Origin of the sequence: Rhodococcus sp. 06-470-2 (assembly GCF_002258235.1) — a bacterium.
In the GTDB taxonomy this organism is placed as follows: domain Bacteria; phylum Actinomycetota; class Actinomycetes; order Mycobacteriales; family Mycobacteriaceae; genus Rhodococcoides.
In genome coordinates, this window is record NZ_NOYB01000010.1 from 400,336 (window position 1) to 422,905 (window position 22,570).

At 65.2% G+C, this 22,570-nt stretch carries 22 protein-coding genes; 13 read left to right on the forward strand and 9 right to left on the reverse strand.

Annotated elements, in window-relative coordinates; genetic code table 11:
- The first annotated feature begins 69 nt into the window (after positions 1-69).
- The 7 genes from CH276_RS05335 (at position 70) to CH276_RS05365 (ending at position 6,153) form a co-directional block, all read left to right on the forward strand.
- Entirely contained in the window at positions 70-1,077 is a 1,008-nt protein-coding gene (locus CH276_RS05335) for an alpha/beta hydrolase (RefSeq protein WP_303396051.1), read from the forward strand.
- Positions 1,074-1,952, forward strand: coding sequence for an SDR family NAD(P)-dependent oxidoreductase (locus CH276_RS05340; RefSeq protein WP_094630266.1), 879 nt, complete (start codon positions 1,074-1,076; stop codon positions 1,950-1,952). Before CH276_RS05335 ends, CH276_RS05340 begins: the two co-directional genes overlap by 4 nt.
- Before the next feature lies 1 nt (position 1,953).
- A complete protein-coding gene (locus CH276_RS05345) occupies positions 1,954-2,874 on the forward strand; it encodes a hypothetical protein (protein WP_032396109.1) in 921 nt (306 codons plus the stop codon).
- Positions 2,871-4,394 (forward strand): flavin-containing monooxygenase, encoded by a 1,524-nt coding sequence (locus tag CH276_RS05350; protein ID WP_094630267.1) that lies wholly within the window; start codon positions 2,871-2,873, stop codon positions 4,392-4,394. The genes CH276_RS05345 and CH276_RS05350 overlap by 4 nt, the downstream gene beginning before the upstream one ends.
- Before the next feature lie 112 nt (positions 4,395-4,506).
- Positions 4,507-5,241 (forward strand): MerR family transcriptional regulator, encoded by a 735-nt coding sequence (locus CH276_RS05355; protein ID WP_094630624.1) that lies wholly within the window; start codon positions 4,507-4,509, stop codon positions 5,239-5,241.
- Positions 5,242-5,320: 79 nt separating this feature from the next.
- The gene (locus CH276_RS05360; protein WP_032396107.1) at positions 5,321-5,527 is read left to right on the forward strand and encodes a hypothetical protein; all 207 of its coding nucleotides are present in this window, start codon (positions 5,321-5,323) and stop codon (positions 5,525-5,527) included.
- 50 nt (positions 5,528-5,577) lie between these two features.
- A complete protein-coding gene (locus CH276_RS05365; RefSeq protein ID WP_094630268.1) occupies positions 5,578-6,153 on the forward strand; it encodes a YdcF family protein in 576 nt (191 codons plus the stop codon).
- Positions 6,154-6,163: 10 nt separating this feature from the next.
- Here CH276_RS05365 and CH276_RS05370 read toward each other — a convergent pair whose 3' ends face one another.
- Both CH276_RS05370 and CH276_RS05375 read right to left on the reverse strand, forming a co-directional pair.
- Entirely contained in the window at positions 6,164-6,529 is a 366-nt protein-coding gene (locus CH276_RS05370; protein WP_176459113.1) for a CrcB family protein, read from the reverse strand.
- On the reverse strand, positions 6,526-6,942 hold the full coding sequence (locus tag CH276_RS05375; RefSeq protein WP_094630270.1) for a fluoride efflux transporter FluC: 417 nt from the start codon (positions 6,940-6,942) through the stop codon (positions 6,526-6,528). The genes CH276_RS05370 and CH276_RS05375 overlap by 4 nt, the downstream gene beginning before the upstream one ends.
- Before the next feature lie 80 nt (positions 6,943-7,022).
- Between CH276_RS05375 and CH276_RS05380 the strand changes: the two genes are divergently transcribed.
- From CH276_RS05380 to CH276_RS05390, 3 genes are read left to right on the forward strand one after another with little or no spacing between them, the layout of a single operon-like run.
- Entirely contained in the window at positions 7,023-7,403 is a 381-nt protein-coding gene (locus tag CH276_RS05380; protein WP_373557271.1) for an STAS domain-containing protein, read from the forward strand.
- Positions 7,404-7,424: 21 nt separating this feature from the next.
- Positions 7,425-7,880: an ATP-binding protein gene (locus tag CH276_RS05385; RefSeq protein WP_052049716.1), complete on the forward strand. Its 456-nt coding sequence runs from the start codon at positions 7,425-7,427 to the stop codon at positions 7,878-7,880.
- A 31-nt stretch (positions 7,881-7,911) separates the two neighbouring features.
- Positions 7,912-9,699, forward strand: coding sequence for an ABC transporter ATP-binding protein (locus CH276_RS05390; RefSeq protein ID WP_094630271.1), 1,788 nt, complete (start codon positions 7,912-7,914; stop codon positions 9,697-9,699).
- A 17-nt stretch (positions 9,700-9,716) separates the two neighbouring features.
- Here CH276_RS05390 and CH276_RS05395 read toward each other — a convergent pair whose 3' ends face one another.
- Entirely contained in the window at positions 9,717-10,097 is a 381-nt protein-coding gene (locus CH276_RS05395) for a hypothetical protein (protein WP_032396102.1), read from the reverse strand.
- Between the two features lie 90 nt (positions 10,098-10,187).
- Entirely contained in the window at positions 10,188-10,697 is a 510-nt protein-coding gene (locus CH276_RS05400; RefSeq protein ID WP_094630272.1) for an arsenate reductase/protein-tyrosine-phosphatase family protein, read from the reverse strand.
- A gap of 143 nt (positions 10,698-10,840) precedes the next feature.
- On the opposite strand from CH276_RS05400, the gene CH276_RS05405 reads away from it, so the two are divergent.
- Complete coding sequence (locus CH276_RS05405) at positions 10,841-12,199, forward strand: Hsp70 family protein (protein ID WP_045196908.1); 1,359 nt, start codon at positions 10,841-10,843, stop codon at positions 12,197-12,199.
- A 16-nt stretch (positions 12,200-12,215) separates the two neighbouring features.
- On the opposite strand, the gene CH276_RS05410 is transcribed toward CH276_RS05405, so the two are convergent.
- The gene (locus CH276_RS05410; protein ID WP_094630273.1) at positions 12,216-13,154 is read right to left on the reverse strand and encodes an endonuclease/exonuclease/phosphatase family protein; all 939 of its coding nucleotides are present in this window, start codon (positions 13,152-13,154) and stop codon (positions 12,216-12,218) included.
- Positions 13,155-13,512: 358 nt separating this feature from the next.
- Here CH276_RS05410 and CH276_RS05415 point away from each other — a divergent pair, with 358 nt between their 5' ends.
- A complete protein-coding gene (locus CH276_RS05415; protein WP_094630274.1) occupies positions 13,513-14,517 on the forward strand; it encodes a DUF1839 family protein in 1,005 nt (334 codons plus the stop codon).
- Positions 14,514-16,934, forward strand: a complete 2,421-nt coding sequence (locus tag CH276_RS05420; protein WP_094630275.1) for a glycoside hydrolase family 2 protein — start codon at positions 14,514-14,516, stop codon at positions 16,932-16,934. The genes CH276_RS05415 and CH276_RS05420 overlap by 4 nt, the downstream gene beginning before the upstream one ends.
- A 42-nt stretch (positions 16,935-16,976) precedes the next feature.
- On the opposite strand, the gene CH276_RS05425 is transcribed toward CH276_RS05420, so the two are convergent.
- The 4 genes from CH276_RS05425 to CH276_RS05440 all read right to left on the reverse strand — a co-directional run bounded on the left by CH276_RS05425 (position 16,977) and on the right by CH276_RS05440 (position 22,526).
- Positions 16,977-17,939, reverse strand: coding sequence for a glycosyltransferase family 2 protein (locus tag CH276_RS05425; protein WP_094630276.1), 963 nt, complete (start codon positions 17,937-17,939; stop codon positions 16,977-16,979).
- Entirely contained in the window at positions 17,936-18,793 is an 858-nt protein-coding gene (locus tag CH276_RS05430) for a glycosyltransferase family 2 protein (protein ID WP_082073801.1), read from the reverse strand. Before CH276_RS05430 ends, CH276_RS05425 begins: the two co-directional genes overlap by 4 nt.
- A gap of 213 nt (positions 18,794-19,006) precedes the next feature.
- Positions 19,007-21,259 (reverse strand): hypothetical protein, encoded by a 2,253-nt coding sequence (locus CH276_RS05435; RefSeq protein ID WP_094630277.1) that lies wholly within the window; start codon positions 21,257-21,259, stop codon positions 19,007-19,009.
- Positions 21,240-22,526, reverse strand: coding sequence for a glycosyltransferase family 2 protein (locus tag CH276_RS05440; RefSeq protein WP_254924158.1), 1,287 nt, complete (start codon positions 22,524-22,526; stop codon positions 21,240-21,242). The genes CH276_RS05435 and CH276_RS05440 overlap by 20 nt, the downstream gene beginning before the upstream one ends.
- Between the last annotated feature and the right edge of the window lie 44 nt (positions 22,527-22,570).

A 22,570-nucleotide genomic window follows, 5' to 3' on the forward strand; every position in this document is an offset into this window, starting at 1 on the left:
ACTGTTCCACACTTCACCACCAATTAATAGGCCATTGACAAATGGCGAATAGAGGGTGACAGTGATCACGTGACCTCGACCATCGACGACGATCATCTGCCGCACGGCGTATCGCGATCAGGCTGCAGGCGAACACGTCTCGCTGCCGTGACGACTCGGCTGCTTCTGCGTCCGGTGACGAACCTGCTTCCGACCTCCCGCGGCGGCATCGAGTTCACTCGACGCCTCGTCGCCACCTCGATGAACCTGTTCGGTCCTGTGCCGAAGGGAACGACGGTGGACCTGGTGGCCGACGGCTCGGTGCGCGGCGAATGGGTACGAGCGCCCGGCCGAACGCCGGGGCAGCGAGTGATCCTCTACATCCACGGCAGTGCCTACGTCATCTGCTCGGCGCGGACGCATCGTGGCCTGACCGCGAGGCTGTCCATGTCCACCGGCCTGCCGGTGTTCACGGTGGACTATCGACTCGCCCCGGAACACCCGTTTCCCGCGGCGGCCGACGACCTCGAAGCCGCGTACCGCTGGCTGCTGAGTCAGGGGTACGACGCTGCGAACATCGTCATCGCCGGGGACTCGGCCGGTGGACACCTGGCCGCAGACCTGCTGATCGAGAACGACCGGACCGGCACGCCGCAACCGGGAGCGATGGTGCTGTTCTCGCCGCTGATCGATCTCGATTTCGAGCTCTCGGCCCGGATGGAGCGCTTACGGAAGGACCCGATGATCTCGGCGAAGGCGGCGCGAGGACTGGTCTCGCTCTACACGAACGGCCACGACGCGAGCCTCCCGCGACTACGGCTCGATCTCGGCCGTGTGCGAGAGCTGCCACCGACGCTGATCCAAGTGGGCGGAGCCGAGATGCTGCGGGGCGATGCGCGGCATCTGCACTCGATGATCGACCAGGCAGGAGGCTGCAGCGAACTCGAAATCTGGCCCGATCAGATGCACGTGTTCCAGGCCCTCCCACGGTTGATACCCGAGGCCGAACATGCGCTCGAGCGTGCAGCCCAGTTCGTCACCAGGGCACTCGACAGTCAAGTCGGACAACATGATTCGAAGGAACAGGTGAGCAGATGAGGACCAAGGCCGGAAGACCCTCGTACGGGTCGAGAGCGGTGGTGACCGGCGCGGGCAGCGGCATCGGCCGTGCGTTCGCGCTCGAACTGGCTCGTCGCGGAGGAGCCGTCATGTGCGCCGACATCTCGCTGCCGCGAGCGCAGGAGACCGTCGCGATGGTGAACGCTCTCGGCGGCACCGGATACGCCGTCGAATGCGATGTGTCGATTCGCGAGAACGTCGAGGAGCTGGCGCTGCGGGCCGGCATCGAATTCGACGGGCCCACCACGGTGGTCATCAACAACGCAGGCGTCGGAATCGGCGGAAAGCCGGTCGGCAGCATCGGTTTCGAGGACTGGAACTGGGCTCTGGGAATCAACCTCTGGGGTGTGATCCACGGCTGCGAGGTGTTCACCCCTGGACTGCGTGCCGCCGGTGAGGGCGGGATCATCAACGTCGCGTCCGCGGCAGGCTTTGCCGCTGCGCCGCTGATGGGTCCGTACAACGTCGGCAAGGCCGCAGTGATGAGCCTGTCGGAAACGATGGCGGCGGAGCTGTCGGGTACCGGTGTACGGGTGTCGGTTCTGTGCCCGACGTTCGTCAAGACCAACGTGGCCGTCGACGGCCGGATCACCGCCAGCTCGTCGCGGCTGGCCGAGTTCGCGATGCGCTGGACCGGACGGTCTCCCGACAAGATCGCTGCCCGAACCCTCGACGCCTTCGACCGGGGTCGGCTCTACGTCGTGCCCCAGTTCGACGCCAAGGCAGTCTGGCGATTCAAGAGACTGCTGCCTGCGGTCTACGTGCGTTTTCTCGGGTTGCTCAATCGTGTGATGCCCGCCGAGCAGCAGCAGGCGAAGAACGAATCTTTCACCTCGACGACCACAGGAGCCTGACATGGCAATGGATTTCGAAGACATGTTGACCAAGATCAAGGACCGTCAGTGGGCCTTGGCGGACATCGACTGGGACGGCCCCGGCGCCGAGACCATCGGTCCCGAGCTGCACGCCAAACTCAAGCCCTTCATGTCGGATCTGATGTGGATCGAGAACGTGGGCGCTCGTGGTTTCGCGGCGATGGCGCTCAAGGCTCCGAACGAGACGCTGGCGGAGATCTATCGCTACTTCCACGCCGAGGAGCAGAAGCACGCCAACGCCGAGCTCGCTCTCATGCGTCGTTGGGGCATGCTCGACGGCGACGAGATGCCCGAGCCCAACATCAACGTCAAGCTCGTGATCGACTGGCTCGACAAGCATTCCGACGGATTGTCGCTGGCCGTGCTGGGCACCGTCATACCGATGCTCGAGGTGGCGCTGGACGGCGCGCTGGTGAAATTCATCATGGACGAGATCGAGGATCCGGTCTGTCAGGCGGTCTTCAAGAAGATCAACTCCGACGAATCACGCCACCTGGCAGTCGATTTCGCGGTCATCGAACTGCTCGGACATTCGCGGATGCGCAAGATCTTGGTCGACACCGTCGGGGCTTGGATGAACCCCGCCCTCATCGTGGGCACACTGCGGTACATCCCGCTGCTGAACAAGATGCGCGACAACATCGTCGAGATGGGCGTCGACGAGGAGCGGCTGTACACCGCGATGAAGCGATTCAAGAGTGTCGGGGAACGCAGCCCGGTGGCCTTGCGGGTACCGATGTATCGCATCGTGCAGTGGCACGGCAGCATCGTGATCAACCGCAAGCACCCGTACCACGTCCTGGCGGACGGGCTGGTGAAGCTCACTCGCCGATACCCGAGCAGGACACTCAATTCCGAGCCGACCTGGGCCAAGGAACTGACCTACGAGCCCGTCGCATGAGCGAGTTCGACGTGCGCGAAGCCGTACTCGACGCGGTGATCGTCGGTGCAGGTTTCGCCGGAATCGGCTCCGCCATCCGACTGCGCAACAGGGGTATCGAGAACTTCGTCATCCTCGAACGCGGCAGCGCCGTCGGCGGAACCTGGCGCGACAACACCTATCCGGGCGCGGCGTGCGACATCCCGTCCCGGTTGTACTCGTACAGTTTTGCGCCCAATCCGAACTGGTCGCACACCTACTCCGGTAGTAGCGAGATTCTCGACTACATCCACACGATGGTCGACGAGTTCGACATAGAGTCGCGTATTCGATTCGGGCACAACGTCGTCGACATCATCTGGAACGAGGCGTCCGGGCATTGGCACCTGAGCATCGACGGGCACGCCGATGTTCGGGCACGCACGGTGGTCATGGCGTCGGGGCCGCTCGCCAACGCCAGCCTGCCGAACATCCGTGGAATCGACACCTACGAGGGGCGCAAGATTCACAGTGCTCGGTGGGATCACGACTACGACTTCGCGGGTAAGAAGATCGCCGTCGTCGGAACCGGAGCGAGCGCCGTGCAGATCGTTCCCGAACTGGTGAAGATCGCCGATACGGTCAAGGTGTTCCAACGCACCCCCGGGTGGACGCTGCCCCGAGTCAATCGGAGAACGCGGAACAGCACGCAGCGTCTGTACGCGCGGTTCCCGCAGGCCCAGACCCTGGCCCGGTCGCTGTGGTTCTGGGGGCACGAATCCGTCGCACTCGGTGTCGTGTGGAAGACCCCGTTGACACGCATCGTCGAAACGGTCGGACGAGCCCATCTGCGCCGTCAGGTTCGCGATCCCTGGCTGAGGCGGCAGCTGACACCTCGTTTCCGGGCCGGCTGCAAGCGACTGCTGATGACCAGTGACTACTACCCGGCGCTGCAGAAGCCGAACTGCACGCTGGTGACCTGGCCGATCGCGACGCTCTCGCCCAAGGGAATTCGGACCGTCGAAGGCGTCGAGCACCAATTCGACGCGATCGTGTTCGCCACCGGATTCGACGTCTCGAATACCGGGACTCCCATACCGATCACCGGACGCGACGGTCGGGTGCTGGCCGACGAGTGGAGCGCAGGGGCCAAGGCGTACAAGAGTATTGCGGTATCGGGCTATCCGAACATGTACTTCACGTTCGGTCCCAACTCCGGCCCGGGGCACAGTTCGGCGCTGGTGTACATGGAGGCGCAGATCGATTACCTCGTCGAGGCGATCTCTCTCGTGCTCGAGGGAAATCTGCACAGCGCCGATGTACGCCAGGACGTCCAGGATGCGTACAACGAGGACATGCAGCGCAAACTCGCCAAGACGACCTGGAATTCCGGTTGCAGCAGTTGGTATCTCACCGAGGACGGCTTCAACGCCACCATGTTCCCCGGCTTCGCCACCCAGTACGTCGATCAACTCCGCCACGTCGAGCAGGACGACTTCACCATCGTTCCGCGCCGCGTCGACGTGCGGCTCGAACCGGCACGGGCCGTCGCCCGGTCGTGAATTGCTCCGGAGCACGCCCGTCGCCGTGCTGACGTTCGGACTGCGATCCTCCTTCCGCCGCGTTGTCGACGTATATCCTGTGGGTCGACGCGCGGCGGAGGTAGGGAGCTCGGTGGAGTATCGAATCGACGACTTGGCCCGAGAGGCCAAGACGACCACTCGCAACGTGCGGGCGTATCAGGAACGCGGTCTGCTGCCGCCGCCCACGCTCCGAGGACGAGTCGGCATCTACAACGACGATCACCTGACGCGACTGAAAGTGATCGACTCGCTGCTCCAGCGGGGTTTCACCTCGGCGCACATCGCGGATTTCCTCTCGGGCTGGGAGCAGGGCAAGGACCTGGAAGAGATACTGGGCCTGCAGGAAATCGTGACTCGCAAGTGGTCGTCGGCCGAGACCACGGTCATTCCCGTCGAACTGATTGCGCAATTTCTCGGCGAGGACAACGACGACATCGTTGCCCGCCTGATCGAAGCGAAACTGATCAGAATCGACGGGGACCAATGCGAGATTCTCGACCCCACCCTCCTCGAGGTGTTCGTCGATCTGAGCCAGTACGGCTTCACCCTGGAACAACTGCTCGACCAGCACGAACGAACCGCCTCGAAGATGAACGCCATCGCCGAGTCGATGGTGGGCAGCGTGACCGACCACTTGATCAACCAACACGGTCCCGGCTGGCTCCCCAAATCGGGGGAGGTGGCCGAGACGACCGAGATGTTCGAGAAGATGCGCGCACTGGCGATGAAATCGGCACAGGCAGAACTCGCTCGCGCCCTCGATCGCGTCCAGGAACAGGCACTGAGCGACTACCTGTCGCAGACGTTGGCCAGGCAGAACGACTAGACACAGTTTGAAGACTGCGACAATCGGACATACCTGGCTCCCGACAGCCGAACGGCGGCTGACCGCCTAAGGGGGCACCATGAGGTTCGTAACACTGATCGTTCTCGTCTGGTTGATCATCGGCGCATTCGCGTCGTACCAGCGCGGAGATTTCGAGAGCGCACCGGAGAACTGCGCAGGCGCAGGCACCATTGCGCTGACCGTCGTCGCAGGCCCGCTCAACTACTTCGGTATCAACCCCGAGGTGACCGATTGCAACGTCACGGTTCCGCAGCCGAGTGAGTGATGTCAGTCGCTGACCGCGCGCCCGCGGAGCGCCTTCCCTAACCTGGGGAGGTGTTCCGCGGACGCCTGCTGCTGTTTCTCGCCTTCGCGATCCCTGTTGTCCTGGTGTCCGCGATCGGTGTCGGCGGATACGTCACGTTCACCAAGGCTCGCGTCGATCCGCTGACCACGGCCGACGCGATCGTCGTACTGGGCGGTGAACACGACGGCCGCGAGGCCTACGGAATCTCGCTCGCCGAGCAGGGTCTGGCGAAGACGGTTGTGCTCTCCGATCCCTACGGATCCGGTGACTCGACGATGAAGAAGGCGTGTGCCACATCGTCACAGAAGTTCGAGGTGCTGTGTATCCCGCCGGTTCCGTCGACCACGCGCGGAGAGGCCATCTTCACCCAGGAACTCGCCCGCGAACGCGGGTGGAACCACGTCATCGTCGTCACCTGGCGATATCACCTACCGCGCGCCCGCTACATCTTCGATCGATGCTTCGACGGCACCGTCACCATGCGTCCGACGCCGCGCTCCTACGACTTCTCCCTCGTCGAATGGGAATTCACCTACCTCTATCAGATCGCCGGATTCGTCAAGGCCGGATTGCAGGGGTGGTGCGAGGACTCGACGAGCGACTGACGGATCCGAGTCAGACGATCTTGTGATAGAGCGTGATCCCGGACTTCCACGCCAGGAACCCGAACATCACCGCGGCGATACCGCCCACCACATTCGTTGCGAAGAACGTTGCAGCGCTGCGATACTGCTGATCCCGAGTGAGCCGAAGCGTGGCCAGCACCACGGTGGCCATCGGAGCCACCGAGGCCAGAAATCCGACGCCCACGAGCGAACGAAACCGGTCCGGTGGATCGAGCGCGAACACCAGTCCCAAGGCCGCGCACGCCACCAGATTCAGTGCGGACAACCGTGGCCGAGACCTGATCGCATGCGAGAACACGAACTGCCCGAGCGCAGCGAGTCCGCCTCCGGCGGCCACCAGGAGCATCGTCGTCATCGAGCGCTGCCCGTCCTCGGCCTCGTGATCGCCGCGCCGAATGCCATCGCGACGAGCGCCACCACCGGTGTGGCCAGCAGATAGACAACCGAATTCCATGCACCACGATGCGTCACGGCGTGGAATGCGTACAGACCGAACGTGGTGAACCCGCACGCCAGCCCGAACACTGTTGCACGGGCAACCGGAGCCGGTCGGCCCCACAGATACCCCAACGCCGCACCGACGACGAGGCATCCGAACACGTTCACTCCGAAGGTGCTCACCAGCAGCCACCTCGGCGATGCCCGCCACGTCCAGACCTCGTACCGCAACGCCGCACCGACCGCGCCGCCGACCGTGACAGCGACGTATTCGCCGACCGAACGACGGCGAGATTCGCGACGGTTCGCGCTGTGCAGTCCCTCGATCACCGAAGCGAGCCTAACGGGAGTCGGGTCGGTCGGCCGATCGGGAGAAAGTCCGCCAGGGGGAGGCGAGGTAAAGTCTTCGTGTGACTGCGGACGACATGGGCCTCGGGCCCCAGCACTTCGATGTGATCGTGGAATGGCGTGACCAGGACGTCGTTCTGGCGGTGTCCGGTGAACTGGATCTGGTGACTGCCCCCGATCTGTCCGAGTCGGTCGCTCTCGTGCTCGAGAAATCGCCGACGGCTGTGGTGATCGATCTCAGTGATGTGGGATTTCTCGCCTCTGCGGGCATGTCTCTGCTGGCGTCGACGCATCAGCAGCTCGGCGGCGGGGCCGGGTTTGCAGTGGTCGCGGACGGTCCGGCGACCGGACGGCCTCTCACTCTCGTCGGTTTGGACGAGGTGTTCGGAATCTATGCAACGGTCGACGAAGCATTCGTTGCAATTCATGCGGGTAGATCCTGAACTTTTGGGTAGACGGGATTCATGATGGCGACTCTCTTCGGAGGTGACGACTCACGTACCGACAGCTCGATCTCGACGGCAGGTGCGCGAATGGAAGAACTGCTGTTCACCGGTGAACCTGCCGATGCGGATCGAGCGTCGGAGCTTCGTCGTGAGCTCGGTGACTGGTTGGGCAATGTGGGCGTCGACCCCGATCGTGCGTACGACGTGGTGCTGGCCACGTACGAGGCGATAGCGAACAGCGTCGAGCACGCGTATCGAGACCACACCGATCGCGGGACACTCGACATTCGGGTCACATGTGCCGCGGAGGGTCGGATAGAAGTGCGGGTGACCGATCGCGGGGACTGGGCATCGCACAATTCCGATCCCAACCGCGGGCGTGGTGTGCCGCTGATGCGGGCGCTGGCCGACAGCGCCGCCGTCACCTCGGACCAGGACGGTACGACCGTGCACATGATCTGGAACGCGACCTAGACCCCACCGCCCGATCCGGCACACTGGTGCCATGGTCGACGTGCAGATCGCTACGGCAGAGAAGAAGAAGATCACGGTCCCGAATCTGCGCGTGCTGTGGCAGTTCGTTCGCCCGCACCGCCGGACTCTCTCGCTCGGCCTGACACTCGGTCTGATCGGCACCGGAGCAGCCCTGGCGACGCCGATGGTCGCCAAAGGAGTGCTCGACGGTCTCGGCACCGACTCGTCCCTGGTGATGCCGGTGCTGATCCTGGTCGGTCTGCTCGTGGTGGGCTCACTGGTTCTGTATCTGCAGTGGATCGTGCTGGGGGTCCTGGCCGAACGCGTGGTCCTGGACGCCCGTAAATCCATCGTGCGCAAGTACTTCGGTGCCACCGTCGGAAGTCTGGGCACCCGGCCCACCGGAGAACTCGTCACCCGGGTCACCTCCGACACCGTTCTGCTACGCGAGGCCACCTCGAATGCGTTGGTGGCCATAGTCAACAGTGTGGTCGGCCTCGTCGGCGCACTGATTCTCATGGCCGTGCTGGATCTGGTGCTGCTCGGCGCGATCGCCGTGGCCATCATTGCGATCGCGGTGCTGTTCGCTCGCCTGATGCCTCCGATCGCCGTCGCACAGCGGCAATCCCAGGAGGCAGTGGGCCGCCTCGGCGGAATTCTCGACGGCACGCTGCGGGCGATTCGGACCGTCAAGTCCAGCAGGGCCGAGGCCCGCGAATCGGAGCGAGTCATCTCCGAGGCGCGAATCTCCGCTCAGCACAGCGTCAGGGCGGTCAAGATCTCCGCGTTGGCATGGACGTTCGCCGGAGGCGGAGTGCAGTTGGCGATCATCGGAATCCTCGGCCTCGGCGGCTATCGCGTCAGTACCGGAGCGCTGGCCGTGTCCAGCCTGATCGCGTTTCTGCTGTACGCATTCCAGGTGATGGGCCCGGTGTCCACACTGGCCACGAACATCACCGCACTGCAGGCCGGTATGGCCGCGGCGGCCCGAATTCGCCAGATCGACGACCTGGTCACCGAGAAAGGGGAGACGGGTTCGATCCGGTCTGCGAAGACCCGTGCGCCCGCTCCGGCCCTCGAATTCCGCAGCGTCACAGCACGATACGCACCGGGTAGGGAGCCGGCCGTGCGCGGGATGGACCTCGAGGTGCCCGCGCGTGGACACACCGCGATCGTCGGACCGTCGGGGGCGGGCAAGACCAGCGTCTTCTCGTTGATCCTGCGCTTCCTGACGCCCGAGGCCGGCGAGATCAGGCTCGGCGGAACCCCGTACGACGAGCTGACCATCGACGAGGTACGAGCCCGGTTGTCCTACGTGGAACAGGAGACGCCGGTTCTTCCCGGCTCGATCCGAGAGAACCTGCTGTTCAGCCATCCCGAGGCCAGCGAGGCCGACATCTGGGCGGCGCTCGAATCGGTGCATCTGGACTCGGCGATCCGTGCGTTGGACGAAGGGCTGGACACCGACCTGATCGGATCGACCGTCTCCGGTGGACAGCGTCAACGAATTGCGTTGGCCAGGGCCATCGTTCGGCGTCCGGAAATTCTTCTGCTCGACGAGGCAACCGCTCAGGTCGACGGCCGCACCGAGGCGGCGATCCACGAGGTGATCCGATCGATCGCGACCGACTCGGCCGTCGTGACCATCGCGCACAGGTTGTCCACCGTGCTCGACGCCGACACGATCCTCGTGATGGAGGACGGAGTTGTCCGCGCCAGAGGCACGCACTCCGAGCTCATGAACACCGACTCGCTCTACCGAGAACTGGTGGCCGCGTTGCGAATCGGTGACAACACGGCGTTGACGAAGCCCGCCTGAGCGCATTCTGCCGGTGCCTAGGGGCCGGCGTCCGACTCGGGTTCCGTGGTGCTGCTCTCGTCGTCCGAATCCTCCGTCGAGGTGGTGGTCGTCGTGCGGTCCGAGGATGGGGTTCGGCGCGGACTACGCGTCGTGGTCTCGGGCCGATCCGGAGTCGTCGTCGTGGGGCGAGCGGTGGTGGGTACCGCGACCTGCCATGTAGGCGACGGCGGGACGATGACGATCGTCGAGGTCGGTGTCGTCTCGACCGAACTCAGGCTGTCCGACTTCAGAGCCGGCGGACGAACGGTCTCGCTCGAGTCGTCGAACGCACCACCGAGAGCGCCGATGGTCAAACCCACTGCGACGGCCACGCCGGCGCTCGCCACTGCTGCCGACGCGATGACCTTGTCGCGCATGCACAGACCCTAACGCCGTGGCCGGACCCGGATGGTCGGCAATGATGCGAGAACGTTACCTCAGCGAGCGGAGTGGTGAGAGGTGGACGGTCACTGGGTCGCCAACCGCAGAACATGAGGCAGCGTCTCCGCGATCAACTCCCCGGCCTGCTCGTACACCGAGTGATCACGCCGATACGGATCGCCGATGTCGAGTGTGTCGACACGGTGCACCGCCCGTGCGTCGGCCAGGGTGGCAACGGTGCTCGCGCCCGACGCGGCAGCGAGACCGGCCGCCTCGAGCAGCGTGAAGGTGCGACGCATCTGTCGCGGTGCAAGGGCGAGAACGGCGTCTCGGTGTGCCGCCGTCATCGTCAGAACGAGGTCGGCGTCGGCAGCGATCGCAGGCGTGAGGCGTCGGGCGACGAAACCGTCCGGGTCGCCGCCGAGCTGCGTCAGCACCGTCGCAGCCGTCGGGTCCATGGCATGTCCGGTCAAACCCTGCGTTCCGGCGCTGCTCGCGGTCAGCTCGAACCCGCCCTCGCGCGCGAAAGCAGCCGCAAGTCGCTCGGCTGTGGGCGATCGGCAGATGTTCCCGGTGCAGACGAACAGAACGCGCATGCCCGCAACTGTAGTGCTGTGGTCGGGTGCTGCACTGTGCACTGCGGGACGCGCTACAGTGAGCCATTGGCAGGGGGATCGAGACTCGTTCGTGACATCGAGTCTCGGCGTGTGTTCACGGGGAAGTCGACCGAAGGCGGGTAATGACCGAAGTTCTCGGCGTGTCGGTGGGAGCCAGTGCCGTGCGCATGGCTCGCCCCGACGCGCGCCCTCAGGATTCGGGTCGGCTCGACTTCCATCACGACACCGTCGACGCCTACTGGGACCGCGCGGAGGAATTGGCCGCCGAATCGATCGGCGTCGTGCTCTCGCAGCCGGGCGACGGCGGACCGGTGCAAGCGACGGGCGTCGCGTATCGAGACCAGCAGCAGTTCGGCGAGATCCAGCAGGCGATGGCGAGTCAGCGGCTCTACAACTACCGACTGGTTCCCGAGGCGCGAGCAGCGTTGCAGTACCTCGAGGCGTCGGGCGAACTGGGACACTTCGGCACCATCGCTCTCTACGATCTCGGCAGCTCCGGACTGACGATCAGTGTCATCGACCGCGGCACCGGGCAGGTCCTGCTCGCCGAGCGCACCATCGACATCAGCGGCGACGATTTCGATCGGCTCATCTCGGACAACCAGCTCGCCAAGCAGGGCGTCGACATCGCCGACAACCAGGAACTGAGCGAGTTCACCGCGCGATGCCGAGTGGCCAAGGAGCAGCTCTCGACCAGCGGCGCGGTCTGCCTGCCCGGTGACGGCGGCGTGATCCTGATCTCGCGCGAGTCGTTCGAGTCTCTGGTGACCGTTCCGATCGAGTACTCGGCACGGTTGGTCCGTGACGTGATCAGTCGGTCACCCAAGCACGTCGACGCGCTGTTCCTCATCGGCGGTGGAGCACGCATTCCGCTGGTCGAATCGATTCTCACGGCGTGGATCGGCCTCCCCGTCGTAACCCCGGCGAACCCGGAATCGGTGGCCGCACGCGGCGCGGCGCTGCTCGCGACTCCGGTGGCCGACGCACCGCGCCGACCGGGCCCGCAGCCGGGCGTTCGGCAGTCTCCGTCCGATCCCGCATCGTTGACCGGGGCTCCGGACTGGTTGAGCCCGGAGCCCGGAGCCGACAAGCCCGCCGACTCCAAGCGCAAGGTGCGCGGCGCAGTACTGGTCGCAGGCGGTCTCGTCGCAGTCGCCGCACTCGGGTTGTCCCTGGGGTACGGCGGCAGCTCCACGGAGCCGACGAGTGCACCGACCGAGACGACCGCACCCGCCACTGCGGAGCCCACGACGCCGAGGACCACCGTGCCGCCCACCACCGCAGCACCCACCACCACGGTGCCGCCGACCACAGAGGCAGCTCAGGCTCCGGCCCGGACGTACTCCGAGCCGGAATACGTGCCGCCCGCCGCGCCTGCTCCTGCGCCGGCCCCGGCTCCGCTGATCCCCGGCCTGCCGCAGATCCAGTTGCCGCAGATCCAGCTTCCGCCCGCACCGGTGATCGAGTTGCCCCGCTTCTAGCCGGCGGCCGCCCAGTTCAGGGCAGCTGCAACTCCGCGAGAACGGCCAGGTGATCGCTGTCCGGGATCGTCAACGGCTCGACCGACCGGGCGCGGACGTTCTCACTCGTCACCACATGGTCCAGGCGCGCGAGCGGACGCTCCGACGGGAACGTGCGGAACAGGCCGGCACCCGCCCCGTCGGCCGCGTCGGAGAACGGGGACGATGCCAGTGTGCGGAACTGCCGGTGGTCGTTGGTGGCGTTGAAATCGCCGGCGACCAGCACAGTGCCCTGGTAGGTGTCCATGATCGACCGCATCCGGGCCAGGTCCGCATCCCACTCGGTGGTGTGGCGCGGTGTGGCAGGAGACATGGCGTGGAAGGACACGACGGTCAGCTCCTGCCCGTCGACGGTGGTTCTCGCCTGCACCGGTACGAATCCGAAGTTGTCGAGGCGGGTGCCGTCGGTCAGCGGGGTGCGGCTCCACAGTCCGGTGCCATCGGCGACCGGGAGCGCAGCGGTGAAGGAGAACGGCAGAAGGTCGTCGATGCCCGCGGCCTGTAGATCGGTGACCTCTTCCGGGGTCAGTTCCTGGACAGCGAGAATGTCGACATCGTTGCTGCGCACCGCGTCGACGATGGACGCGGCGTCGGCGTCACCGTGCGCCACGTTGATCGTCAGGACCGACAGTTCCGGTCCGGTGTTGTCCGGGCCGTCCGCGAGGAACATCGGCACCTGAACCCCGACCACCGCGATGGTCACCAGTACTGCGACGGCCGATCCGATACGCGAGCGCGCCGCGGCGAACAACAGCACGGCGACGATCGAGGCGATACCGAGATACGGAGCGCCGACGACGAAGGCAACGAAAGTGATCTCCGTCATACCTATCTGGCGAACGAGGAACATTCCGATTACGGCTGCGAGCAGAGCCCAGCCGATGACCAGCGCGGCGCTGGTTGCAAAACGGCGCATCGCGCGTGTGCCTCCTCATGCGAACCCGAGTTGGGCGTGGATGTGTCAGGTGTTGTCTACACTCGGCATGTGCCCAGCTCAGAGCCATTGTGTAAGTGCCATCACGAACAAGCTGCGCACCAGCATTACCGGCGCGGAACCGACTGCTCGCTCTGTGATTGCCCCCGGTATCGGGGTCAGGAATCACTGCTGTCGAGGTGGTGGCCGCGCAGGTAGTTCGTCCGGGCAAAAACAATCCTACCGTCCGATCGAGTGCGAAGAACAAACCGATTCGTTAGGATTAGGGGCCTGGATACAGGCAATACGGACAAATGCGGCTCGGGGACCGTCCGACATTCGATCCGGTAGGAGAGGCTTCATGTCGAACGATGCAGTGCTGGACAGGCTCGGGACCAGCCTTCGAGTCCTGGAACTCGACCCCATCAGTTACCGACCGCACCCGATACACAATCACGACCGCATCTGGACCGAAACCAACTGTTACGTCGACCTGTGGATCGAAGTTCTGCATTCGTTCGGTGCCGATCCGACCCCCGCTCTCGCTTTCGTGCTGAGCGCCGGATGCGACGGGCGACAGTGGGACTTCGTGAAGATCGCGCCCGAGGACCTACGCACCCTGTACGGCATCGGTGTCGCCGAGATGAACGTGTGGCGCCCGGTGCTCGAGCACGTCGTCGAAGGCCTGGAAGACGGCATCCACGTCACCGTGGAGGTCGACGGCTTCTGGCTGCCCGACACCGCGGGGACCAGCTACCGCAATCAGCACACCAAGACCACCATCGTGCCCAACCTCGTCGATCGCGACGCCAAGGTGATGGGGTACTTCCACAATCGGGGCTACTTCGAGCTCACCGGGGCCGATTTCGACGGCATCTTCAATCTCGCTCCGGAACCGCACGCCGAGGTGCTGCTGCCGTACGTCGAGCAGATCAAAGTGGACGCCACGGTTCTCGACGCCGGTTTCGGTGACCGTGACCTCGATGTCGCTCGCGCACACCTGGCGCGCCGCGCTCCGGGTAACCCGGTCGATGCGCTGGCCCGCCGAATCATCGCCGACATCCCGCTCGTGCAGACCGCCGGCCCCGACGCCTTCCATCTGTGGTCGTTCGGCCTGCTCCGGCAGTTCGGCGCAACGGCAGAACTCGCCGCGAACTATGTGCACTACCTCGAAGGCCGAGGCGTGGCGGGCGCCGCCGTTGCCGCTCCGCACTTTCTCGCCGCCGCCTCCGGTGCCAAGGCCGTTCAGTTCCGGATGGCACGCGCAGCACGTGGCCGGGACGTGGTGCTCGACGAGCCGCTGATCGAGATGAGCAAGAACTGGATGGCGGCCATGGACATCGTTGCGGGTGCATTGGGCACGTGATCGATCTGCTCGACGGCGTTCGGTGGCGTCTGGCCCGAACCGACGCCGGTTCCGTTCTCGACCCCCGCGACCTACGAGACGATCTCGACTGGATCGACGCGGTGGTGCCGGGCACGGTTGCCACCGCGCTCGGGAGCTCACTCGCAGTGAATCCGGACGATCACGACTGGTGGTTCGTCGCCGATGTCCCCACCGGTGACCATCGCCGGGTGCGAACGAGTTTCGGTGGCATCGCAACCCGTGCCCAGATCTGGATCGACGGCGTCCATCGCCGAACCGTGACGTCGATGTTCGTTCCCGAGACTCTCGATCTGACGGACTGCGGTGACACCGTCGCCATCGCCGTCCACATCGAATCGCTGAGTGCGCATCTGAAGTCTCGACGCGCACGCGGTCGCTGGCGATCGTCGATGATCGCCGCGCAGGGGCTGAGGCACGAGCGGACGACGATGCTCGGACGCGCACCCGTGTACGGGCCCCTTCCGGTACCGGTCGGACCGTGGCGCCCGGTGTCGATGTCGGTGATCCCCGACGTTCGTCGTGTCGCCCTGTCGACGGCGGTATCGGGTACGGACGGCATCGTCACACTGCGCGCCGAGCTCGATGCCCCAGGGGCGGCTCGAATCATGATCGACGACACCGTGTCCGGAGTTCACACGGTCGAACTCGGAACCGTCGAACACATCGACCGGTCGGTGACGCTACCCGACATCGAACTCTGGTGGCCCCACACTCACGGCCGACCGCGGACCTATCGCGTCGCGCTCGAGGTGGACGGCGTCGTGCATCCCATGGGCGTCGTCGGGTTTCGTACGGTCGACCTGGACCGCACGGCCGGCGGCGCAATCCTGACGGTCAACGGTGAGAACGTCTTCTGTCGCGGAGGAACGTGGACCCCGCTTGACCCGGTGCGGTTGTGGTCGCCGGAGCCCGAACTGCGGGCGGCACTCGAGCAGCTCCGATCGGCGGGCCTGAACATGGTGCGTATCGTCGGCACCCTGGTGTACGAGCAGCCCGAATTCTGGTCCCTGTGTGCGGAACTGGGCATCATGGTGTGGCAGGACGTCATGTTCGGCACCATCGACCCGCCCTCCGACGACGCCTACACCGCAGCGGTCGCCCGCGAGCTCGACGCGTTCGCCGACACCGTATCGGCCAACCCTGCCCTGATGGTCGTCAGTGGCGGAAGCGAGACCCAGCAGCAACCCACGATGGTGGGACTTGCGGCCGATGATCAGCGAATGACGATGCTGGACAGCGTCGTTCCCGATTTTCTCGCCGATCGCCTACCCGGAGTCGCATACGTGACATCGAGCCCGTCCAGCGTGAGCGGAGAACTGCACACACACGTGGGCGACGGCATCGCGCACTACTTCGGCGTGGGCGGATACCTCCGGCCACTGTCCGATATCCGCACTGCCGGCGTGCGTTTCGCGGCAGAATGCCTGGCCTTCGCAGTCCCCCCGGAGCGGGCGCAGGTGGAGAAATTCTTCGGGTCCGCGGCCGTCGCCGGTCACCACCCGGACTGGAAGGCTGCCGTCCCCCGTGACCGCGGCTCGTCCTGGGATTTCGAGGACGTGCGAGATCACTACGTACGCACGATCTTCGGCGTCGACCCGCACCTGATCCGGCGGGACGACGCAGAGCTGTACCTCGATTACGGCAGAGCGGCGATCGTCGAAGCTTTCACCGAAGCGTTCGGCCATTGGCGTCGAGCATCCTCGGGGTGCGCCGGAGCCCTCGTGCTGACGCTACGAGACACCGTCCCCGGCGCAGGCTGGGGCATTGTCGACACCGCCGGTGTGCCCAAGGCTCCCTTCTACGCATTGGCGCGGGCAAGCGCCCCGGTGGCATTGCTGTTGTCCGACAACGGACTCGACGGCTATTCGGTGGAACTGGTCAACGACGGGCCGGCACGCTCGGGCAGTATCCGAGTGGTGTTGCACGCCTCCCGCGGCAGCCACGAGTACGAACGCGCGGTGCACGCCCCGGCGAACGGATCCGTCGCACTGACGGTGGATTCGATCGTCGGTACCTTCACCGACGCCAACCATGCCTACCGCTTCGGCAGTCGAACCTACTCCGCCGTCACGGTCGTGTTCTCGGACGACAATGGTGTGGAGGTGGCGCGAACCACCGCGCTCGTCGGCGCGCAGAGTCGGCAGAACACGGTGGGATTGGTCGCCAGTGTCGTCGAAACGATCTCGGGGAACTGGGAACTGACCGTCCGAGCCGACTGGCCGGCGCAGTACGTCTGCGTCGACATCGACGGCTTCGAGGTGTCGGACTCGTGGTTCCACCTGGCACCGAACGAACCTCGTACCCTGACTCTCGTCGGTCGTGGCGCGAGTGCACCGCGCGGACATGTGCGCGCGCTCAACTCGGTGGAGCGGGCCTCGGTGGCACCGAGGTCGTGAGCAGAAATTCGTAGTGGGCTACGAATTTCTGTGCACGTGCTGCTAGCGGCTCGTGCTGAGTTTGCCTCGGGCATAGCCGATTCCGGCTGCACCGACACTTGCCACCACGGCCATCGCACCCCATGCGCGTGCCGGGTTGCCGCGCGCAGCGGCGCTGGTCTCCCGGCCGACCGCACGAGGCAGAATCTTGGCGGTGTACGCCCGCTCCGAGGACAGTGCGTCCTCGGCCCCGATCAACCGGGCGATGGCGGCCTTGGACACGCCCTCGGCGTAGCTGCGCGTGATGAGGTAGCGCGGACGAGTGCGGTCGGCACTGACCGTGTGATCGACGACGATGGAAGGATCGAACACGATCTGGGCGTCCGGATGCGTCTGGCGCAGACGGATGCACAACTCCGTCTCCTCGCAGCCGAGGGGGACACGTCCGATCCGGCCGATGCCGGAGACGAATCCGCCGAGTGCAACGACGGGCTCACGGCGGAACGACATGTTCGCGCCCATGAGATTGCGGACCTGAGCGGTTTCCGTCGGCTGCCCGCGGTAGGTGCACCCGACGACCCAATCGAGTTCGCCGGGTTCACCCACTACCTCGGCCGGTAAGAAGGCCGGACGCTTGTCCGGCCATACCGGGTATGCAGAGCCCCCAACGGCGTACACGGCATCGTCCGAGTAATGGGACAGAATGGCTCCGAGCCACTCTGTGGTGCGCGGTGAGGCGTCGTCGTCCAGAAAGACGACAATCTCACCGGTCGCGATATCGAGCGAGGTGTTGCGCGCTCCGGAGAGGCCGCGAGGGTGGTTGTTCTCCACCACGTTCACGCCCCGGTGCAGCGGCGAGAACTCGTCGCGTGCGCGTTCGGCCAGTTGCGCATTGTGATCGATGACGACGATCAGTTCGTCGGCAGGCACGTCCTGGTCGAGGACGGCCGTCACGGCGGCCCGGAGTTCGGACCATCGAGCCAACGTGTACGCGCAGATGACTACCGAGGAAGTCGGCAGACTCACGCCGTCTTCTCGCGGAGTTCGAGAACCTCGTTGTACGACTCCAGAGCCTCGAACTCGAGGTCCATGTCGGTACGGGCGTCGATCGACTCGCGCAACGGGCGCACGATGGACCTGCGCTTGATCCTGCGGGCACGCATGCGTTCGGTCATCAGGGTGCGCAACACCCGGAAGCCGTCCGAGAACGTGCGCAGATTGCTCTGGCCGTAGATGCGGGCCAGTTCGACGCTCGGCACTTCCTCGATGCGCACGGACGCCTCGGCGAAGCGGCAGTTGATGATGGTCTCGATCTCGAAACCGTCGCCCCAGAGCATCATGCCCTCGGCACCCGGCTGATCGACGACGGGCAGGTCGAGGACCGGCACCAGATCGCGCCAGAAAGCGTTGTAGCCGTAGCAGAGATCCGAGAAGCGAGTTCCGAAGAGCGTGTTGGCCACCAGGTGCAGGCCACCGTTGCCCGCGCGGCGCAGCGGCGTGATGTCGTGGCTCCCGCCACCCTCGCAGAACCGGCTGCCCTTGGCGAAGTCGGCACCGGCGATCAGGGCGTCGACGAAGCGCGGGATCTCGGCGGCATCGGCGGAACCGTCGGCGTCGAACATGACGATGATGTCACCGGTAGCGGCCTCGAAGCCGCATGCGAGCGCGTTGCCCTTGCCCTTGCGGGTCTGCTTGATGATGCGAATGTCACCGCGAATCTCGCGTGCCGCGTCGATGGTGCCGTCGACGGATCCACCGTCGACCAGCACGAGCTCGTAGTCGTGAGAGAGCAGGGGGAGGACGTGACGAAGGTTCGCGGCCTCGTTGAGCGTCGGGATGACGACACTGACGCGGGGATTCTGACGATTCAACATATCCATTCCACATGGGTCGAGTGCGATGGGCAGATGTCTCCGAGCTCCGTGAATCGACCCCCGCCGCATCCACAGACAGTGCCTTGACGTTCGTTCTGAAGCGTAAGAACTGTTTCCTTTGACTGAAAGCAAGCTTAAAAGAAGCTGCTGGTTTGTCAAGCTGCAAACAAACCAACTGGAAGATTGTTTGGAGATTCACGTCATAGTTTGTGAACCGAATCAACGAGATCGGTACTGATAGACGATCGTGTCGGCGTCCTGATACCGCACCGACCACGCCGAATTGGTGGCGAGCCACTGCCGGAAACGGGCGACCGCATCGTCGGCGACGAAACCGTAGTACTGCATCGCCTCGAGCGACTGACGAGTCAGCACCATGTAGGTAGGTGTGTCGCTGATCGACGCGTTGTAGTCGATCTGGCCGAGCTTCTCGGGCGTCGGGAAGCCCTCCATGTACTCGGGGCCGAGCGCGTAGAGCGGGACGTCCCAGTATTCGTTGGCCGCGGTCAGTCGTCCGTAGTCCGACGTCGACCGGGCCGGGTAGCCCGAGGAGTACAGCATCGTGATCGCGGTTCCGTTCGGCGACTGCGCGGCCACCGCTCTTGCGTCGTCGATCTGTTCGCGATTCTCGAGGACGATCGGCCACAGGCCGAAGTAGCTCTGCAAGCCCAGTACAGCCGAGCCGATGGCCCCGGCAGTGGCGACCGCAACCGAGGTCCTGGCCGTCAGCCTGCGGGCCCGGGACGGGCGATCCTGGGACGGCGTCCGATCGAACAGCGCCAGGAACAGGGGAACGATCAGGAGCACGCAACCGGGAATCGCATAGAGGTACACCCGGAAGATCGCCTCACCGCCGTAGCTCTGGCCGGCGAGGAGCATGATCGAGCCGAACGCCATCACCATCGGAGCCCAGAACGTCTTCTTGGTGCGCCAGGCGTAGACGGCCGAGGCGAACGCCAGCACGAACACCCCACCGGAGAGTGCGCGGCAGACCAGAGACGTGATCTGTTTGCCGAGCACACCCTCCGCCTCGACGTTGCTCGCGGCGTTCTGCACGGGATCGAACCCCTGGAAGAGTCCGTACGGTGCCACGATCGGCAGTCGCGGATACAGGTATCCCAGCAGGATGATGCCGAGCGGAATCATCAACCACCACGGCTTGGCTCGTCGCGTCACCAGCAGCACGCCGGTGACGGCCATCAGCCAGTACGGGGTCAGCTGGTGTGTGGGGACCAGTGCCGCGAACGGAACGATGGACACGTACGCCGCGGACCTGGTGAGTGTCGAGGACATCAACAGCGCCAGGAAGCCCACGGCGAGCAGTAGCGCCCACGCCTGCGGTGAGTAGTAGTCCTGGCCAACCCAGTTGATGACCTCGGCGAGCATCGCCGCCGTGATCGCTGCGCGCTTGTCGAACTTCATGACCCGTGCGAGGCCGTAGACGGCCGCCGCGAGCACCACGTGGATCATCGGCGCGAACACGTGCGCCAGGGACAGCGTGTCGTATCCGGTGACGTGCTGGAACCAGGCCGAGACGAGGAAGAAGCTGGGCCACTCGCTGTAGATGTCGACGCCGCTCGGTGCCAGTCGGTTCAGATCCAGAACGAACTCCGTGACGGCGACGTGCTTGTACGTCCAGTCGTAGATCGGAGCGGACGTGACGAGCGTGACGGTGAATCGCTGCACCACGATGGCCAGGCCGATGGCGACCACCATGGTGCGAAGTTGATGACGCCGCAACGCGATCAGGAACGCCGCCATGACCAGGACCATGCACAGCACCAGTCCGGGGCCGGTTCCGGCGGTCAACAGCCCGAACTGCGAGTACGTCGCGCGCTCGAGACCCGGCAACAGCGGCAGCCACAGGAAGAACGCCAACGCCAGAATCAGGCCGGCGACGTTGCGTCGCAACGTCTCGCGATCGGTCAGCACGAACCGCACGTGGGCGAGGGCGGACGCTCGCGACGACGGAGCGACGACCTCACGTGCCCGCGAGATCCACACCGGCAGGTCGGGACGGCCGTGCTTGCGGTACCAAAGCAGCGACGACCCGATCAGGGCCAGACACAGCCACAACGTCCACATCCGGGGCGACCAGCGGTAGCCCCACATCGCCGCCGACACCATCAGGGTCACCACCGAGATGCTCAGAATCGGCAGGGCAGCAGGAACCGCGGTGCGAGGAATACGGACCCAGGACAGGATCGCGGCCCCGGGTCCGAAGAACAGCAGGACCGTCAGAAGCACGACGCGAACCAGTGTCGGCAGCGCGATCATGGAGGTCAGACCGGACAGCGCAGCGAGAACGCTGATGTCGGCGTAGCGCAGTCGGCTACCTGCGCGCCGCCGTGTTCCTGCAGCGGAGTCGGTGGTGCCGATGGGCCAGTCGACGGTCCAATCGGACGGAACGAACAGCTTGTGCCGCAGATCCGCGATGGACCGGTATCCGGAATCAGTCGAGGACTGGGTCACGGTTCACCCCCGCCAGAGGAGTGCGTTCGCGACCTTCGCGCCTGCTGCGCCGGATGGCCGCGGGGCCTTTGGCGATGGACAGCAGTTCCATCCGGCCGATGCCGTCGGGAAGGTCGGCAGCGAGATCGTCGGGAGGGGAGGCGACCTTGCTCATCCTGGCGGACAACCGAATCGCGCTGCCGAGTCGGCGGACGGCCACCGTGGCGGCCAACATTGCCGATCTGCGGTCGGTGGCGACCGTGTACAGCCACGCGCCGAGTCCGAGCCCGTATCCGCGGGCCTGTACCGCCAACGCCTCCGAATCGGCGCGATGACGGTGCCACACGATGGCGGCGGGCTCGTAGACCAGCTTGTCGCCGGCCATCAGCACTCGGAAGAACATGTCGAGGTCCTCACCGCCGTTGGTCGGAGATCCCACTCCCAACGCCTCGTCGAATCCTCCCAGGTCGAACATCCGTCCGCGGTCGACGGCGAAATTGGCTCCGGTCCCGTACATCCCGACCTGGAACGGAAACAGCGGCACGTCGGCCGGCGGATTCTTCAGGTCGTAGACCCGAGGAGTCACCGAACTCGCCCACCCGACGCGGCGATCGAAGTACGCCTGCGCCTGAGTTCGGATCTCGCCACTGGGCACGATGCCGGACACGCACGTCACCCGATCGGCCCGCCCGAAACCGCGCGCGATGCTCCGCAACCACCTCGCATCCACGGCGACGTCGTCGTCGGTGAAGGCGACGATGTCGTGTCGGGCCGCCCGCAACCCCGTGTTCCTTGCCCTCGACAGTCCCGCCGTCGGCTCGGACACGACGCGAACGCGGGGGTCGCCCAGCCCGCGAACGTACTGCTGCGTGGCATCGGTCGGAGACGCGTTGTCGACGACGACCACCTCGAAGTCGGGGTAGTCCAGAGCGGACACCGACGCGAGCGCGCCCTTCAAGTGCTCGACTCGGTCGCGGGTGCAGATCACCACGGTGATCGGCGGCAGCGTCCCATCGGGGTCGGGCAGCGCGTCGGGCATCGGAACCTGCGCGAGCGACATCGCAGCCCGTCGAACGTCGTGTGCCGCGACCGCGCCGTCGACGACATCGAGTTCGACGAAGCCGAGCGGGTCGAGTCCGCGTCGGATCAACAGTCGGGCACGGCGGTAACCGTCGGAATCGTCGAGGGTGAGAAACTCCGGAAGATCCTGCTCCAGGTCGATGTCACCGATCCACACGGCACCGTCCCATTCGGGAGCCTGGTGTCTGGGGAGCGCGGGAGGTAACACGGGGATGGTCCTTTCGGGGTGACACGTACGGGCAAGTGCAGCTC